This is a genomic window from Synechococcus sp. H70.1 (assembly GCF_047502705.1).
GTDB lineage: Bacteria > Cyanobacteriota > Cyanobacteriia > Thermostichales > Thermostichaceae > Thermostichus.
The window spans coordinates 1-15,456 of the sequence record NZ_JANSIV010000172.1; the positions used below are offsets into that span (position 1 = coordinate 1).

The 15,456-nt window shown below is 61.2% G+C and carries 13 protein-coding genes and 1 pseudogene; 4 read left to right on the plus strand and 10 right to left on the minus strand.

Annotated elements, in window-relative coordinates; translation table 11 throughout:
• Nucleotides 1-706 precede the first annotated feature (706 nt).
• Nucleotides 707-3,112 carry a hypothetical protein gene (locus tag NW827_RS11355; protein ID WP_414503701.1) on the plus strand — a complete coding sequence of 802 codons (2,406 nt, stop codon included), beginning with the start codon at nt 707-709 and terminating at the stop codon, nt 3,110-3,112.
• Nucleotides 3,113-3,215: 103 nt separating this feature from the next.
• Here the strand turns inward: NW827_RS11355 and NW827_RS11360 are convergent, their stop codons facing one another.
• Complete coding sequence (locus NW827_RS11360) at nt 3,216-4,049, minus strand: sulfurtransferase (RefSeq protein WP_414503702.1); 834 nt, start codon at nt 4,047-4,049, stop codon at nt 3,216-3,218.
• Between the two features lie 56 nt (nt 4,050-4,105).
• Nucleotides 4,106-4,846 carry a tRNA (guanosine(37)-N1)-methyltransferase TrmD gene (gene trmD, locus NW827_RS11365; protein WP_414503703.1) on the minus strand — a complete coding sequence of 247 codons (741 nt, stop codon included), beginning with the start codon at nt 4,844-4,846 and terminating at the stop codon, nt 4,106-4,108.
• A gap of 59 nt (nt 4,847-4,905) precedes the next feature.
• Between trmD and NW827_RS11370 the strand changes: the two genes are divergently transcribed.
• Both NW827_RS11370 and dnaB read left to right on the plus strand, forming a co-directional pair.
• Nucleotides 4,906-5,163 carry a nucleotidyltransferase family protein gene (locus tag NW827_RS11370; protein WP_414503704.1) on the plus strand — a complete coding sequence of 86 codons (258 nt, stop codon included), beginning with the start codon at nt 4,906-4,908 and terminating at the stop codon, nt 5,161-5,163.
• Between the two features lie 110 nt (nt 5,164-5,273).
• Nucleotides 5,274-6,677, plus strand: a complete 1,404-nt coding sequence (dnaB, locus tag NW827_RS11375) for a replicative DNA helicase (RefSeq protein ID WP_414503705.1) — start codon at nt 5,274-5,276, stop codon at nt 6,675-6,677.
• Here the strand turns inward: dnaB and NW827_RS11380 are convergent.
• From NW827_RS11380 to trmFO, 8 genes and pseudogenes are all read right to left on the minus strand, one after another.
• Nucleotides 6,671-7,114 (minus strand): methyltransferase family protein, encoded by a 444-nt coding sequence (locus NW827_RS11380; RefSeq protein WP_414503706.1) that lies wholly within the window; start codon nt 7,112-7,114, stop codon nt 6,671-6,673. The genes dnaB and NW827_RS11380 overlap by 7 nt on opposite strands.
• Nucleotides 7,115-7,429: 315 nt before the next feature.
• The gene (locus NW827_RS11385) at nt 7,430-8,782 is read right to left on the minus strand and encodes a dihydrolipoamide acetyltransferase family protein (RefSeq protein ID WP_414503707.1); all 1,353 of its coding nucleotides are present in this window, start codon (nt 8,780-8,782) and stop codon (nt 7,430-7,432) included.
• A gap of 12 nt (nt 8,783-8,794) precedes the next feature.
• Nucleotides 8,795-9,781, minus strand: a complete 987-nt coding sequence (locus NW827_RS11390) for an alpha-ketoacid dehydrogenase subunit beta (RefSeq protein WP_414503708.1) — start codon at nt 9,779-9,781, stop codon at nt 8,795-8,797.
• Nucleotides 9,778-10,830, minus strand: coding sequence for a thiamine pyrophosphate-dependent dehydrogenase E1 component subunit alpha (locus tag NW827_RS11395; protein ID WP_414503709.1), 1,053 nt, complete (start codon nt 10,828-10,830; stop codon nt 9,778-9,780). Before NW827_RS11395 ends, NW827_RS11390 begins: the two co-directional genes overlap by 4 nt.
• A 328-nt stretch (nt 10,831-11,158) precedes the next feature.
• On the minus strand, nt 11,159-11,950 hold the full coding sequence (locus NW827_RS11400; RefSeq protein ID WP_414503713.1) for a HEAT repeat domain-containing protein: 792 nt from the start codon (nt 11,948-11,950) through the stop codon (nt 11,159-11,161).
• Nucleotides 11,939-11,992, minus strand: a pseudogene (locus NW827_RS11405) (hypothetical protein); the annotation flags it as partial. The pseudogene NW827_RS11405 and the gene NW827_RS11400, both read right to left, overlap by 12 nt.
• Nucleotides 11,993-13,132: a HEAT repeat domain-containing protein gene (locus NW827_RS11410; protein WP_414503710.1), complete on the minus strand. Its 1,140-nt coding sequence runs from the start codon at nt 13,130-13,132 to the stop codon at nt 11,993-11,995. It lies immediately after the preceding pseudogene.
• A gap of 84 nt (nt 13,133-13,216) precedes the next feature.
• Nucleotides 13,217-14,527 (minus strand): methylenetetrahydrofolate--tRNA-(uracil(54)-C(5))-methyltransferase (FADH(2)-oxidizing) TrmFO, encoded by a 1,311-nt coding sequence (gene trmFO, locus NW827_RS11415; protein ID WP_414503711.1) that lies wholly within the window; start codon nt 14,525-14,527, stop codon nt 13,217-13,219.
• Between the two features lie 88 nt (nt 14,528-14,615).
• On the opposite strand from trmFO, the gene NW827_RS11420 reads away from it, so the two are divergent.
• Complete coding sequence (locus NW827_RS11420) at nt 14,616-15,275, plus strand: Uma2 family endonuclease (protein ID WP_414503712.1); 660 nt, start codon at nt 14,616-14,618, stop codon at nt 15,273-15,275.
• The last annotated feature ends 181 nt before the right edge of the window (nt 15,276-15,456 follow it).

Below are 15,456 nucleotides of genomic sequence, written 5' to 3' on the forward strand. Positions count from 1 at the left end.
CTGCGGGGTGTGTTCACGCCTGCTCGAAATGGCAGACTTCAGACCCCTCTCCCACGCGGTGGGAGAGGGGCTGGGGGTGAGGGCGAAAAAGCGTGCGCGCCCCGCACACAGTGAACTCAAGCGATGTACCCTTATTAGGGGTGCGTCAGGGGGTTCGAGATGCGGCGCGTGTGCGGGTGTTGGAGCGTTTGGGGGCGTATGGTTGGGCGTTGCGGGAGCGGTATCGGATAGAGCAGGTGTTTGGGAGTGTGAAGGGGGTGTATGGGAGTTATGCGGGGTGTCGTCGTTGGGCGTATGCGCGGGTGTGGGTGTGGGGGATGTTGGTGTTATGGAACTTGGTGCAGTGGTTGCGCGTGGGGGGTGACGGAGGCAATTGTTTGTGTAGTGTTCGTCGGGTAGCAGACAGGGCGTAGAGAGTGGTATTTTCGAGCACCCTCTTTCGAAAGTCTTGACAAACGCTGCAAAGTGTGCTATAATTGTGGGTGACTGCTCACAGGCAGGAACAAGAGTAGAGGTGAGAACCATGGTGTCGCGGTTGAGTAGGATTGTGCGCCGTAATAGGACGGTTTACGAGGCTGTGCGTTCCCTAACGAGACTGCATCTTTGCTTGGGGATACTGTTCTTGTGTTCGATTACTTTGACTGCGATTGCACAAGAGCGCCCAGAGATTGTTTGGCGATGCGGTATCAGTGGGAACAACTCGATAATGGCAGCGTTCTCTGCGGACGGTAGCCTGATTGCTTCCGCACATAGTGGTGATAGTATTGATCCATATTATAGCATTAAGCTATGGCGCGTGGAGGACGAGGCTATTCTGGGAGTAAAGTTGTTGTATGATGGGTATAGCAGCTGTTGTTTCAGGGAGAGTTTTGGAGAGACAGGCTGCGGTTATTATTATTCTCCTCGTGTTTTGGCATACTCACCAGACGGAAATACCTTTGCCGCTGGAATGGGCGGCCGGTGTACCGGACGATACGATGAGTACTCCATCGGACAAATCGTTTTGTTGCGGTCAGATGGCACAGATGAACGCATATACACGAGAGGCAGTGTTAATAGCATTGTCTTCTCCCAAGATGGAGCTGTAATGGTGAGTGCATCAACCTACTTTTATTATGATTATGACAGACATTACAGCGAATACAACGGTTGGATTACAATAATGCGCCTTGACAGTGGAAGAAGTATCTCAATTGAGCTTCCTCGCGAAGATGTTCATCATGTTGCAATCTCTCCAGACGGAACCCTGCTCGCCTCGATTCAACGCGGTTATGTCATAGATGAAAACGGCTATGTGACCCAATACTACAATGATATCAAGTTGTGGCGCGTGGACGACGGTACCTTAGTACGAACCATCGCGGGCGTAGGTGATCGTGTGGCGTTTTCGCCCGATGGTAGCCTGATAGCGTCTTGGTTCAGTGGAAGTGGCACGATTGCGTTCTGGCGGGTTGAGGATGGGGAACTGATTCGCACACTTCATATTCAAGTTCAGGGCTCAGGAACCTACAACGAGAGATGGGTGTTTTCCCCTGACTGGAGCATGATTGCGTCAATCGTCGGTTCCACGATTAAGCTGTGGCGTGTATCGGACGGCTCACTGGTGCACACTTTGGTGGGGCATGCGAATGCGGTCAGAAGCCTTGCCTTCTCACCTGGCGGCGGTTTGCTCGCATCGGGAGGGGAAGATAGAACTATTCGCATATGGCGTGTAGAAGACGGTTCGCTGATGCATACTCTTACAGGACATTCGAGCGTTTCGAGCGTGGCGTTCGCACCAGATGCGCGATTGCTCGTTTCAACGGGGGGCGATGCTATTAGGTTGTGGAATGTAGAGGACGGTTCTCTGGTACGCACACTTGGGAAGCGAGGGTTGCCACTGAGGTTTTCACCCGATGGACGCTTGCTGGCAGCAATGAGCGATCCAAGAACTATCGAGCTACGGCGCGTATCAGATGGTTCTATCGTTCGCACCATAGAGCATACGGCTCCAATCGTAAATCTTTCACTGTCTCCAGACAGTAGGCTAATTGCATCAGCAACTGAAGATAGAGCAGTTCATGTATCGCGTGTAGCCGACGGCTCACTGATGTATACCCTCAGGGGAATGGGGGTTGGTTCCGACATTGTGTTCTCGCCTGATGGGAGCGTACTGGCGTCAGGATCAGGATATTGTCTTGACCAAACCGAACGAACTATCGGTATATGGCGCGTCTCGGATGGCTCATTGATGTATACCCTCACAGGGTGCGCGTTCGATTTTTCACCCAGTGGAGAATTGATTGCACTTATGGACAATGGCGCAGTTAAGCTGTTCCGCGTGGAAGATGGAGCGCTACTTCGTACTATTACGGGGAGCCAACCGTATCACAAGGTCAAGTTTTCCCCAGATGGGCAAATGCTTGCTGCTGCAAGTATGTATGAACGACCGAACAAAGTTGAATTGTGGCGTGTAGAAGACGGCACCCAAGTAGGTACAATCTTCTTTGATGCTTACTCCTGTTATGCCTTCTATCTTCCGCTCACTGGCTTTGCGTTCTCGCCTGAAGGAAGTGCATTGGCTATGTGGGGCGGAGATGTGTGCTACGAGTACGATGGTTTCTTCGACAGGCGCTGGACAATAGGGGGAGTTCAGTTGTGGAGTCTGTTAGATTTTTCACTAATAAACAATGCCTATTACGGTTATGTCAAATCATTAAGCTTCTCACCAGATGGGAAGGCAATTGCCTGTAGTTGGTATCGATCAGAGGAAGGGTACTCAAGGGAGTATCACTATGGTTACATATCTGATTGCTTTGGACTTGAACTGGAGCGTGTAGGCGGTATACGGGGACATTTGAACCATTGCGAGGTGAACGAGTCTGTTCAGTTTTCTCCTAACGGGCGTTTGCTTGCTTTTGTAGGCAACGATAGAAGTGTCGTGGTGCTACGCAATCCTTATTGGCGCAGCGGCGATGCGAACGGTGATGGCTGTGTTGATGATGCTGACCTGTTGCGGGTGCTGTGTAGTTTCGGAGCAGATGACAGTGGGCTTGAAGACATGAACGGCGACAATGTAGTAGACGATGCTGATCTGCTCTTGGTGCTTTTCAACTTCGACAGCGGGTGTTAGTTACCCGACCACAGGGGGAAAGATCACCACATTCTGTGTGTGTCGAGTTGGGAGGCGAGGTATGTTGTCTATATGACACACAGCGCTGCTCTGAAGGCGTTCCTTATTCCTTCGTCGTTGGCAGCCCGTGTGCGCTCCACTCGACCCACGAGCCGTCGTAGACCTGCGCCTCGATGCCCAGCAGGGCGCGCAGGGTGAACCACACTTGGCTTGCCTCGCGCCCTGAGTTGCAGTAGACCACCAGCGGGCGCGCGGGGTCTATCCCCAACCGCCGCACCGTGTCGCGAATCTCGTCGGGGCTGCGCCAGACGCTGTAGCTACCCTCGCTGCGCAGCAAGTCGCGCAAAAACAGGTTCTGCGCCGTCGGGATGTGCCCCGCCTGATACTGCTGCGGCGCACGCGCGTCTAGCACCTGCACGGGTTCGGGCGAATCGAGGTACTTCTGCAGCCACTCCAGCGTGCGGAACAGGTCGGGGTTCGGCTGCGCCGTGCGCGTTTGCGGCTCGAAGCGCGGAATCGCACGGCTTAGCGGGCGGCTTTCTGCCTTCCACTTCTCGAAGCCGCCGTCCAGCACCGCCACGCGCGTGTGCCCAATCGCCAGCAGGGCAAGGGCAGTGTAGGTCGCCGCCGAGAAGGCGTCCTCCGCGCTGGAGTAGACGACCACTTCGTTCTCCGCGCCGATGCCCATCGCGCCGAAGATTTCGGCAAGGCGTTCGGGGGGCAGCAGTTGCCCTGGAATGCCCCCGCGCGTGAGGCGCAGCGTCTCGGTACTCAGAAACAGCGCGTTCGGGAGGTGTTCCTGCAGGTAGGTCGCCAGCGCGCCGCGTGCGTCGATAATCCGTAGGTTCGGGTCGTTCAGCCGCTGCGCCAGTTGCGCCGTGCTGATGAGTTGGGGCGCGTCAGGACGCGATTGGGCGCACCCGATTGCCAGCGCCAACCCTGTTAGTGCGAGTAGTCCTGCCCAGCGTCTCATGGCAAGTAGGATACCTCGCCTCAGCGTTCTGTGGTGTCTGCGTTGAGTTCGCGCAGCAGTGCGACATCCTCCTGCGTGAGGCACGCTTTGGCGAACAGGTCGGGGCGCAGTGTGCGGGTCAGGCGCAGCTGTTGCAGGCGTCGCCAGCGGGCAATCGCGCCGTGATTGCCCGACAACAGCACGCTCGGCACGCGCAGCCCGCGAAACAGTTCGGGGCGCGTATACTGCGGGTAGCCCAGCAGCCCGTCGGCATACGAGTCCTGCCCCAGCGATTCGGGCGAGTGAATTGCGCCAGGCAGCAGGCGCACGACGGAATCGATGAGGATCAGCGCAGGCAGCTCGCCACCTGTCAGCACATAGTCGCCGATGCTAATCACATCAGTCGCCAGATGCTCGCGCACGCGGGCGTCCACCCCTTCGTAGTGCCCGCAGATGAGAATCAGGTGCGCCTGCTCCGCCAGCTCGTGCGCCAGCGACTGGGTGTAGAGTCTGCCCTGCGGCTCCAGCAAGATGATGCGCGTGTCGGGGGTGGGCTGGCACGCTTCGACGGCTTTGAAGATGGGTTCGGGCTTCAGCACCAGTCCCGCGCCGCCGCCGTAGGGCTCGTCGTCGGTCTTTTTGTGCTTGCCCTCCGCGAAGTCGCGCAGTTGCAGGGCGCGAATCTGCACCAGTCCCCACTCCCGCGCGCGCCCGACGATGCTATAACTAACGCCCGCCTCAATCACCTCTGGGAACAGCGTGATGACATCGATGCGTAGCACAGGGGGGATTATACCGTGAGAACGGAGCGTTCTGCTGGAAGGGGTATACTTGCGATGAGATGGCGGCTCCCCTTCGGCAGCATATCGGTCAGATCGAGCAGCTTTGTCAACAGTACGGGGTAGCGCGGCTGGCACTGACTGGTTCAGCCCTCTCCGAAGATACTTTCGACCCCGCGCTCAGCGACATCGACCTCCTTGTGGAGTTTGAGGGGAACGAGAGCCTATTCGCCCGATATATAGACCTCAAACTGGAGCTGGAGACCTTGCTCCAACGCCCTGTGAACCTGATTATGAAGCGAGCAATACGCAATCCTTAGTTCCTGTAGGAGGTTGAAACAAACCGAGTGGTGCTTTATGAATCGGCGCGTAGTCGGCTTGCTTAGCGACATCCTGCTTGCATGCTACAATTTCATGGGGGAGTATGCTGATGAATCAACGCACGGCACTGGTACAACCGCACAGCACAGAAGCCGAGATGAGCGTGCTGGGGTCAATGATGCTCGACCCCGACGCGGTGGAGAAGGTCATCGAGATGCTCCAGCCTGAGGATTTTTACCACCCTGCGCACCAGATTCTGTATCGGGCGATGTCCTCGATGCGTGAGCGCAATCAGGCGATTGACCTGCTGACGGTACAAGAGGAGCTGCGTCGGCTGGGGCAGCTGGAGGAGGTGGGGGGCGTGCCTGCGCTGGTGAACCTTCTCGAAAGCGTGCCGACCGCCGCGAACGCCGAACACTACGCCCGCATCGTCAAGGAGAAATCAACCTTGAGACGCCTGCTGCGCGCCGCCTACGAAATCATCCGCCTCGTGGACGAATCGGAACTGGAGGTGCAGCAAATCGTCGATCAAGCCGAGCAAGCAGTCTACCGCGTCGCCGAGCACGGACATAGCCGAGAGTTCGCCGAGGTCGGGAACTTGGTCATGAGCGTCATCGGGCACTTTGAGGAGCGCCAATACCACTTGCAGGAGCATCCGGGCGACTTCCTGCTGGGCGTCTCCACAGGCTTTCGCGAGTTGGACTGGATTCTGTCGGGGCTGAAACCGTCGGAGCTGATTATTTTGGCGGCGCGCCCCAGCGTGGGCAAGACCTCGTTGGCGGTCAACATCGCCGAGCATGTCGCTCTGCGCGAGCGCAAGGCTGTAGCCATCTTCAGCTTGGAGATGTCGGCGGAGCAGCTGGTGCAGCGCATGCTCTGCTCGCAGGCGGGGGTCAGCGCGCAGCGCATGCGCCGACTGCAACTCACCCTCGATGAGTGGCAACTCATCACGCACGCCGCCGACCGCCTGTTCAACGCCCAGATCTACATCGACGACACCAGCAGCCTCTCGCCGATTGAGATGCGCGCCAAGTGCCGCCGACTCAAGTCGCGTCTGGAAGGGCGCGAACTGGGGCTGATTGTGGTGGACTACCTGCAGCTGATGCGCTCGTCGAATCGGCGCGCAGAGAACCGCAACCAAGAGATTGGCGAGATTGCCCGCGCGCTCAAGCAGATCGCCCGCGAGTTCAATGTGCCCGTGCTGGTGCTGTCGCAGTTGTCGCGCTCGGTGGAACGGCGCGAGAACAAGCGCCCGATGCTCTCCGACCTGCGCGACAGCGGCTCGATTGAGGCGGAAGCCGATGTGGTGCTGTTCATCCACCGCGAGGAGTATTACGGCGACCGCGAGGCGACCCCGCCTGTAGACCCGCCGCCAGGCTTCGTGCGCCAGGAAGAGGTGGAAATCATCGTCGCCAAGCAGCGCAACGGTCCCACAGGCAAGGTCACGGTGGCGTTCCAGCCCGACTACTCGCGCTTTGTGAGCATCGATCGCGAACACACGGGGGTCTACTGACGCCAGCGGGGCAGGAACCGCCCTGTGGTGCGCTGGTAGTCGGCGTAGTCGGGGTAGCAACGTTGCAGGTGTCGCTCCTCCTCGCGCGCCTTGAGGTTGAAAAACACGGTCAGCGCGCCCGCCGCCGCAATTGCCAGCGGCTTCTGCGCCACAATCGCCAGCCCGAACGCGCTCAGCAGCAGCCCCGTATACATCGGGTGGCGGATGACGGCGTAGACGCCCGTGCGCTGCAGTCCCAAAGCGGGGTTCGGCTCAGGTAGCGGGGTCAACCTGCGTCCGTGCATGCGCAGCGCGGCAAGCCCAATCCACGCGCCGACAGCAATAAGCGGAACGCCCAGCCACCGCCACACGCCCCACGACGCGCCTGTACTAAATATTAGTGTAAATACATATATTAAAAACAAGATAGCTTGTATGAATACCCAAATGTACCCCATACTGTGAATGATACCAGTTGCGCGGGAGGAGTCTGTTGTTGCCCCCCTCCTGCAGGTTCCCCCCGCTTCGCGAGGGGAACCAAGTAAGGGGCGGCTTCTCCCCGCGCCGCGAGGGAACCGCGAGAGGCGCGCCTACTCGGTTCCCCCTGCGGGCAGGGGGAACCTAAAGGAGGGGGTGGACAGGCGCCCTTGCGTTCGTGAAGTTTGGTAAGCAAGTTGGCAGGATCCCAATCGCAAGGACACTCACTCAAAGCGAAACCGCCCCGTGGGGGACAGACGGGGCGGTTTCTTCGGGGGACGGGTCGGATGGAAGACTCACTTGAAAAACTCGAACGACTCGATTGCCCGCTTGATGCGCTGCAAAAACCGACCCGCGTACATCCCGTCGATTAATCGATGGTCGTAGCTCAGACAAAGATTCATCATCGGGCGGATGGCGATCATATCGTTGACGACTATAGGCTGTTTCACAATCGCGTAGGTTCCCAAAATCGCCGTCTGCGGGTGGTTGATGATGGGCGTGCCAATCAGCGCGCCGTAGCTGCCAGGGTTGGTCAGCGTGAAGGTCGCGCCCTGCACTTCGGCGACGCTGATGCTCTTGTTGCGGGCGCGCTTGGCGATGTCTTCCAGCTCGCGGGCGATGTCGATAAGGCTCTTTTTGTGCGCGTCGCGGATGACGGGCACAATCAGCCCCTCCTCGCCCTGCTCGCCCAGCGCGACCGCCACGCCCATATGCACATAGTGGCGCACGATAATCTGGTCGTCCTGCAAGGTGGCGTTCATCATCGGGAACTCCAGCAGCGCGTCGGTACACGCCTTCACGAAAAACGGCGTATAGGTCAGGCGCACACCGTACTGCTGTTGGAACGACTCCTTGTTGCGCTCGCGGAACTCCACGAGTTTGGAGACATCGACTTGGATGACGGTCGTGACATGCACGGCGGTCTGGTAGCTTTTGGTGAGGTGTTCGGCGATGACCTTGCGCATGCCGACCAGCGGGATGATTTCCTCGCCTTCGCTCGGGGCGACGGGTTGCGGGGCGGGTGCAGGCGTAGCCACAGGCTGCGGCGCAGGGGCTGGGGCAGGCGCAGGTGGTGGCGCAGGCGCAGCCTTGCGCTGGGCGATGTATGCCTCGATGTCCTTGCGGGTGACGCGCCCACCGACGCCTGTGCCGGGGATGGTCAGCAGTTCCTCGTGGCTGATGCCGTGTTCGCGGGCGATTTTGCTCACGACGGGCGAGATAAAGGGCTGCCCCGCCGCAGTGCGCGTCTGCCCGTCGCTGCGGGTGGGTGTCGTAGGCGCGGGCGGAGGTGTTGCCACGGGCGCAGGCTCCTCACCGCCGCCGTAGAAACCGACCGCCTCCACAGGGGGCGGCGCGGAGACAGGCGCGGGCGCAGTGGGCGGCTCAGCCGTCACTGCCGCCGACTCGCTCGCCGTCGCAATCAGCGCGAGTTCCTGACCCACCTTCACCGTCGCGTTTGCGGGCGCGAGAATCTGCTGCAGCACGCCGCTGGCAGGCGCGGGCAGCTCGGTGTTCACCTTGTCGGTCATAATCTCCACAATCGGCTCGTCTTCCTGCACCGAGTCGCCCTCTTGCTTCAGCCAGCGCACAATCGTGCCTTCTACGATGCTCTCGCCCAGTTCGGGCATAATCACCGCCACAGCCATCGCTTGGTCTCCTCAGTATGCTGCCAGTTCCCGCGCGGCGAACACGATGTCGTCCACGCTGGGCAACACGAATTTCTCGAGCGGCTCGGCGAAGGGCACAAACGCATCCTTCGCTGCCACGCGCATAATCGGTGCGTCCAGCCACTCGAACGCCTGTTCAGTAATCCGCGCTGAGATTTCTGCGCCGACGCCACCTGTCTTCGGCGCCTCGTATACAATTAATACCTTACTCGTCTTGCGCACCGACTCCAGAATCGTCTCCATGTCCAGCGGTTTGATGGTGCGCAGGTCAATCACTTCCAGCGAGATGCCCTCTTTTTCGAGCCGTTGGGCGGCTTCGAGGGCGAAGTGTACCATCGCGCCGTAGGTGACGACGGTGATGTCGCTGCCGTAGCGTCGGATGCGCGCCTCACCCAGCCGCACGATGTAGTCCTCGCTCGCGTCGGGGATGACTCCCCTGATGCGTCGGTAGAGGTACTTATGCTCGTAGAACACGACGGGGTTGTTGTCGCGGATGGCGGCTTTCATCAGCCCGTAGGCGTCGTCGGGGAAGGCGGGCTGCACCACCTTGACGCCAGGCGTGTGGAAGAACCACGCTTCGAACTGCTGGCTATGGTACAGGCTGCCGCCGACATAGCCGCCCGACGGACCGCGCACCACAATCGGGATGGGCGTCTTGCCCCCCGAACGGTACAGCCAAGTGCCCGCGACATTGACCACTTGGTCGAACCCGTAGGAGATGAAGTCGATGAACTGCATTTCGGCGATGCCGCGCTTGCCTGCCGCCGCCGCGCCGACCGCCACGGCGATAATCGCCGTCTCCGAGATGGGCGAGTCAATCACGCGGTCGGGACCGAATCGCTCCAGGAACCCTGTGGTCGCGCCGAACGCGCCGCCCATGCGCCCGATGTCCTCGCCAATCATAAACACATTCGGGTCGCGCTCCATCTCCTCCCACATCGCCAGACGGATGGCTTCGAGGAAGGTGACCTCTCTCATCGCGACACCCCCGCGCTCTCGTCGTAGATGTCTTCCAGCGCCGTGTGCGGTTCGGGGTCGGGGCTGCTGATGGCGTACTCGATGGCTTTCTGGATGCGTTCCACGATGTCGGGGGGCGGTTCGGGCAGCTCCGCCTCGCTGAACAGCCCCGTCTTCAGCAGGTACTGGCGGTAGCGGGGCAGCGGGTCGCGCTTCTCCCACAGTTCGATCTCCTCGACGGGGCGGTACTGGCGGGCGCGCGTTTCGTCGTGGTCGGCGTGCCCCTGCAGACGGTAGGTCACGCACTCAATCAGCACGGGACCGTTGCCCGCGCGGGCGTGCTCCAGCGCGGCGCAGGTGGCGTTGTAGACCTCCAGCACATCGTTGCCGTCGATGCAGTAGCCTGGAATGCCGTAGCCCTTGGCGCGGTCGGCGACCGTCTCGGTGGGCACTTCCAGCTCTACAGGCGTCGAGTAGGCGTACTGGTTGTTCTCCACGACCACGATCAGCGGCAGTTTATGCACAGCAGCGAAGTTCAGCCCCTCGTGGAACGGTCCTGTGGCGGTTGCGCCTTCGCCCGTGTAGGCGACCAGCACGCGATCGCGCCTGCCGTCCAGCCGCTGCGCCCACAGCACCCCGCACGCCACCGCTATCGTGGACCCCAGCATGCTGGTCGAATGCACGATGCCCAGGCTCATGTCGCCCATGTGGCTCCACGAGTCTTTGCCGCGCGTGGGGGCGTTTGCCTTGCCCCAGATTTGGCACATCACCTGTTCGGGGGTCATCCCGCGGAACACGAACACGGGCATATCGCGGTGGATGGGCGAGACGAAATCATCGGGGCGCAGGGGGTAGGTCGTGCCCACTTGAATCGCTTCCTGCCCGCGCGAACCGTACACATTCCCGCGACGCAGGCGACCCTTCTTTTTGGCGTCGTACAACGCCTCGTCAAAGATGCGGGCGAACCACAGCCTGCGATAAATCTCCAATAAATCGCTCTTCTCTAAGCGCTCGTGGTAGGCAATCGCCGTCTGCTGTCCGTTCTTGCGTCGTGTGCGCGTCGAGCCCAAGGTAGTCCTCCTTGCTACGCCCATGAGTATACCCACTCCTGCGCGTCAAGGGTGTTGTTGTGCCTTCGCTCCCAGCCCCTCTCCCACTGCGTGGGCGAGGGGGGGTTGTTTGCCCTCACCCCCGACCCCTCTCCCACTGCGTGGGCGAGGGGGGTTGTTTGCCCTCACCCCCGACCCCGCTCCCACACGGTGGGAGAGGGGCTGGGGGTGAGGGCGAAAAAGCAGGGTAGGAGAGAGGCATCAGGGCGCACGGCGGTTTCACGCCTGCCCCAAATCGCAGACTTCAGAGGGCGCACTGCCATGCGCCCCTACTGAACGGTACGGATGCCTATAAATCACCAAATAGTAGTAGATCGATCACATCAAGTTCCTCGTCCCAAGCAAGTAGTTCAGCAGGCTCTGCTACCGTCGCCTGTTCTGCTAAACTGTAGGTCTCCCAGAGCCACTGCTCAGGCAGCGTATCGATCGCTTCCGCAGACGCTTGCTCCGTCGGCGCGTCTATCTCCCACACCCACGCATCGGAAGGCTCCTCATCCTCTCCGACAGCTACTGCCTCCGCCAAGTCGTAGGTCGCCCACAGCCACTGCTCGGGCAGTTCGGGTTCGTCGGTCGCTGGCGCGTCCTCAACCTCTGCCGACGCCTCACGCAACCACGCTGTGTACGCCTCTATCCGCTCGATTGCTTGTGCGATTTCTCGCTCTAATTCAGGGTAGCGTTGGCGCAGGCTGTGTAGGGGTTCGAGCGACGACGCATCGCCGATTGCGCCGAGAACTTTGCACACTCGTCGGCAGACATCCTGATTCTCGTCCGTCAACGCCTTGTGGAGCGCGGGTACTGCGGGCATGCCTATCTTCACCAACGCCTCTGCTGCCGCACAGCGAACCTTATACCTATCATCCCCCAGTGCTTGGATGAGCGCGGGCACGGCGGGCGCACCCAACCCCACCACCGCCTCGCGCACCGTTTCGCTGGGCAGCGCGCGGATTAGCACCCCCCACGCGCCTTGCGCTGCAAGTTGCGCAACCGCTTGCGGCAAATCAAGCGCGGGGTGTCCGAGCGCTTGCAGCGCGTTGCGTGCAGCGTCTTCGCCTGCGCGTGCCCACACGCTCAACGCGGGCACGGCTTGGGGGTCGCCCAGCTTGCCCAACGCCTTAGCTGCCGCTTAGCGAACGTCCGTATCGCTATCCCCAATCAGTACTTTTATGAGCGCGGGCACGGCTTGCGGGTCGCCGATTGCGCCCAACGCCTCACATACAGCACAGCGAACCTTATACGAATCATCCCCCAGTGCTTGGATAAGCGCGGGCACGGCTTGCGGGTCGCCGATTGCGCCCAACGCCCATGCTGCCGCACAGCGAACCCACCACTGCCTATCCTCCAGTGCTTTCATGAGCGCGGGCACGGCTTGGGGGTCGCCGAGTTTGCCCAACGCCTCACACGCCGCACGGCGAACATCCTCATCCCAATCCCCCAGTGCTTGGATGAGCGCGGGTATGGCGTGCGGGTCGCCGATTGCGCCCAACGCCTCCGCTGCCGCACGGCGAACCTCCACATTCCCATCCCCCAGTGCTTGGATGAGCGCGGGCACGGCTTGCGGGTCGCCGATTGCGCCCAACGCCCATGCTGCCGCACAGCGAACATCCTCATCCCTATCCCCCAGTGCTTTTATGAGCGCGGGCACCACAGGGGTGCCTATCTTTACCAACGCCTCACACGCCGCACGGCGAACACCATACCAATCATCCCCCAGTGCTTGGATGAGCGCGGGCACCGCAGGGGTGCCTATCTTTACCAACGCCTCACACGCCGCACGGCGAACACCATACCAATCATCCCCCAGTGCTTGGATGAGCGCGGGCACCGCAGGGGTGCCTATCTTTACCAACGCCTCACACGCCGCACGGCGAACACCATACCAATCATCCCCCAGTGTTTGGATGAGCGCGGGCACGGCTTGGGGGTCGCCGAGTTTGCCCAACGCCTCACACGCCGCACGGCGAACATCCTCATCCCAATCCCCCAGTGCTTGGATGAGCACGGGCACGGCGAGCGCGCCTGCCGCACGCAACGCCTCCACAAGACGCTGCTTCAGACTGGTGTCCTTGCGGAGCGCTTCGGGGAACTTTTCGTGCAGGTAGTGGGTACAAGCTGCCATCCGTGCGAACACGGGACCGAGCAGCTCCTCGCAGGGGTTGTAGGCGACCTCGTATTCGCCCCAGCCTGTGAAGCGCAGGCGCACGGGGTGCGTCTGCCCCTCGGCGCAGGGGACTTGGATCTCAATCTCCACGCCGTTCCATTCCATGCGGCTCACCGCCCTGTGATGCGATGGTATTTCGCGGGGCGCGGCTGGGTTCCTGCATGGTTCCTGCCCTCCCGCGCGCCGAACTCACAGCATCAGCGCCTGCGCGAAGCGTTCCATCGCGTCGCGGGCGCGTTGGAGTTTGAGTTGGCGGCGCAGGTCGCGCTCTTTCGGGGCGTCGTCGGGGTCGGGCAGCAGCCCCCAGTTGGCGTTCATCGGCGGGAAGTCGGGGTGCGGGTAGGTGCTGATGTAGTGCAGCAGCGAGCCGATGACCGTCTCGCGCGGGGGCGCGACGGCAGGCTTGCCCAGCGCAATCCGCGCGGCGTTCAGCCCCGCGATAATCCCGCTCGCCGCCGACTCGATGTAGCCCTCCACGCCGACCAGTTGCCCCGCGAACAAGAGCTTGCCGTCGTCGCAGAACTGGAGCGTGCGCTGCAGCAGGCGCGGCGAATCGAGGTAGGTGTTGCGATGCACGACGCCGTAGCGCACGAACTCGGCGTTCTCCAGCCCAGGCACGAGGCGGAACACGCGCTTTTGCTCGCCCCACTTCATGCGCGTCTGGCACGCCACGAGGCTGTAGAGCGTGCGCTCGTTGTTTTCGGGGCGCAGCTGTAGCACGGCATACGGACGCTTGCCCGTGCGCGGGTCGGTGAGCCCAATCGGCTTGAGCGGTCCGAAGCGCAGGGTGTCCTTGCCGCGCGCGGCTAACTCCTCCAGCGGGGTGCAGCCCTCGAAGAAGCGCGGCTCCTCAAACTCGTGCAGCGGCGCGCACTCCGCCGAACGAATCGCCTCCCAGAAGCGTTCGTACTCCGCTTTGGTGAAGGGGCAGTTGATGTAGGCGGGGTCGCCCTTCTCGCGCCGACTGCCGAAAAAGACCTTATCGTAGTCAATCGTGCTGGCGTCCACGATGGGCGACACGGCGTCGTAGAAATAGAGGTGCTGCTTGCCCGTCAGGCGTGCGATTTCGCCCGCGAGCGCGTCGGAAGTCAGGGGTCCCGTGGCGATAATCAGCGGGCGGTCGGGTGGGATGGCAGCGACCTCCTCGCGCACGACTTCGATCAGCGGGTGGAGTTCGATGCGGGCGGTGATGGCTTTGGCGAACGCCTCGCGGTCTACGGCGAGCGCTTCGCCTGCAGGCACGGCGAACTCGCGCGCGGTGGGAATCACCAGCGAGCCGAGCCGTTCCATCTCCCACTTCAGTTGCCCCGACGGGGTGGTGGGCAGCATCGACTTGAACGAGTTGGAGCAGACCAGCTCGGCGAGCCAGCCTGTTTTGTGGGCGGGCGTGCTGCGTTTGGGGCGCATCTCGTAGAGGCGCACGGGGACGCCGAGCCGCGCGGCTGCCCACGCCGCTTCGACCCCTGCGAACCCGCCGCCGACAATCGTCACGCGCGGCATACCGATTCAGTATACCCCCTTTTGGGCGTGCGCGTTCCCCAGCGAGCGGTATAATTGCGCCGTGAGTCGGGTTGCGGGCAAGCCGAAGGTGCGTCGCCGTCCCAGCCTGCCGATGCGCCGCTGGATCACACGGGCGGAGTTCGAGGCGCTGATGGAGGCAGGCGTGTTCCCACGCGAGGAGCGATTGGAACTCCTCGCAGGCGAGTTGACGCGGAGGGAGGCTGTTAGCCCACGCGCGGCGGCTGCGATTTGCCTGATGTACGAAGCGTTGACTGAGATTCTGCCCCCCTCCTTAAGGTTCCCCCCGCTTCTCGAGGGGAACCGCGCCTATGGGGTCTGCCCTGCACGCAGCGCCAATAAGGGCGGATGCGATGTGCGTATCCAACTCCCCCTTGCACTCAGCGAGTACGACGAACCGTTCCCCGACCTTGCCGTTGTGTCGGGCAGCCCGCGCGATTACCTTGCACAGCACCCGACCAGCGCGCTGCTGGTGGTGGAGGTGTCCGAAGCCTCGTTGAAGACCGACCGCGAAGTCAAAGGCAGTCTGTACGCCAGCGCAGGCATCCCTGAATACTGGATTCTGAACCTGCGCGAGCGCGTGCTGGAAGTTTACCGCGAGCCAGCAGCGGATGCACGCGCCGTGTACGGCGCGGCGTATCGCCAGCAGCGCATCTACACAACAGGCGAGCCAGTGTCGCCCCTCTGTGCGCCCGACGCAACCCTTGCGGTGGAGCAATTGATGCCGTGAGCGGAGTTGAATGCTCTATCGGAACCAATCGCCCGCCCTTCTGGTATAATACATCGTGGAGGGTATCGAGTATGCTCAACATGTTGAAAACGGGTCTGTTGCTGACAGGGCTGACGCTAATCCTCGTTTGGATCGGCAATCTGCTGGGTGGTCAGACGGGGATTATCATCGCGCTGGTGTT

What these genes read in the sequence shown, in the direction of transcription:
- NW827_RS11380 (WP_414503706.1), bottom strand. Translation starts at nt 7,114, where the DNA reads ATGGGGTACATTTGGGTATTCATACAAGCTATCTTGTTTTTAATATAT.
- trmFO (WP_414503711.1), bottom strand. Translation starts at nt 14,527, where the DNA reads ATGCCGCGCGTGACGATTGTCGGCGGCGGGTTCGCAGGGGTCGAAGCG.
- NW827_RS11390 (WP_414503708.1), bottom strand. Translation starts at nt 9,781, where the DNA reads ATGAGAGAGGTCACCTTCCTCGAAGCCATCCGTCTGGCGATGTGGGAG.
- NW827_RS11410 (WP_414503710.1), bottom strand. Translation starts at nt 13,132, where the DNA reads ATGGAATGGAACGGCGTGGAGATTGAGATCCAAGTCCCCTGCGCCGAG.
- dnaB (WP_414503705.1), top strand. Translation starts at nt 5,274, where the DNA reads ATGAATCAACGCACGGCACTGGTACAACCGCACAGCACAGAAGCCGAG.
- NW827_RS11370 (WP_414503704.1), top strand. Translation starts at nt 4,906, where the DNA reads ATGGCGGCTCCCCTTCGGCAGCATATCGGTCAGATCGAGCAGCTTTGT.
- NW827_RS11385 (WP_414503707.1), bottom strand. Translation starts at nt 8,782, where the DNA reads ATGGCTGTGGCGGTGATTATGCCCGAACTGGGCGAGAGCATCGTAGAA.
- NW827_RS11355 (WP_414503701.1), top strand. Translation starts at nt 707, where the DNA reads ATGGCAGCGTTCTCTGCGGACGGTAGCCTGATTGCTTCCGCACATAGT.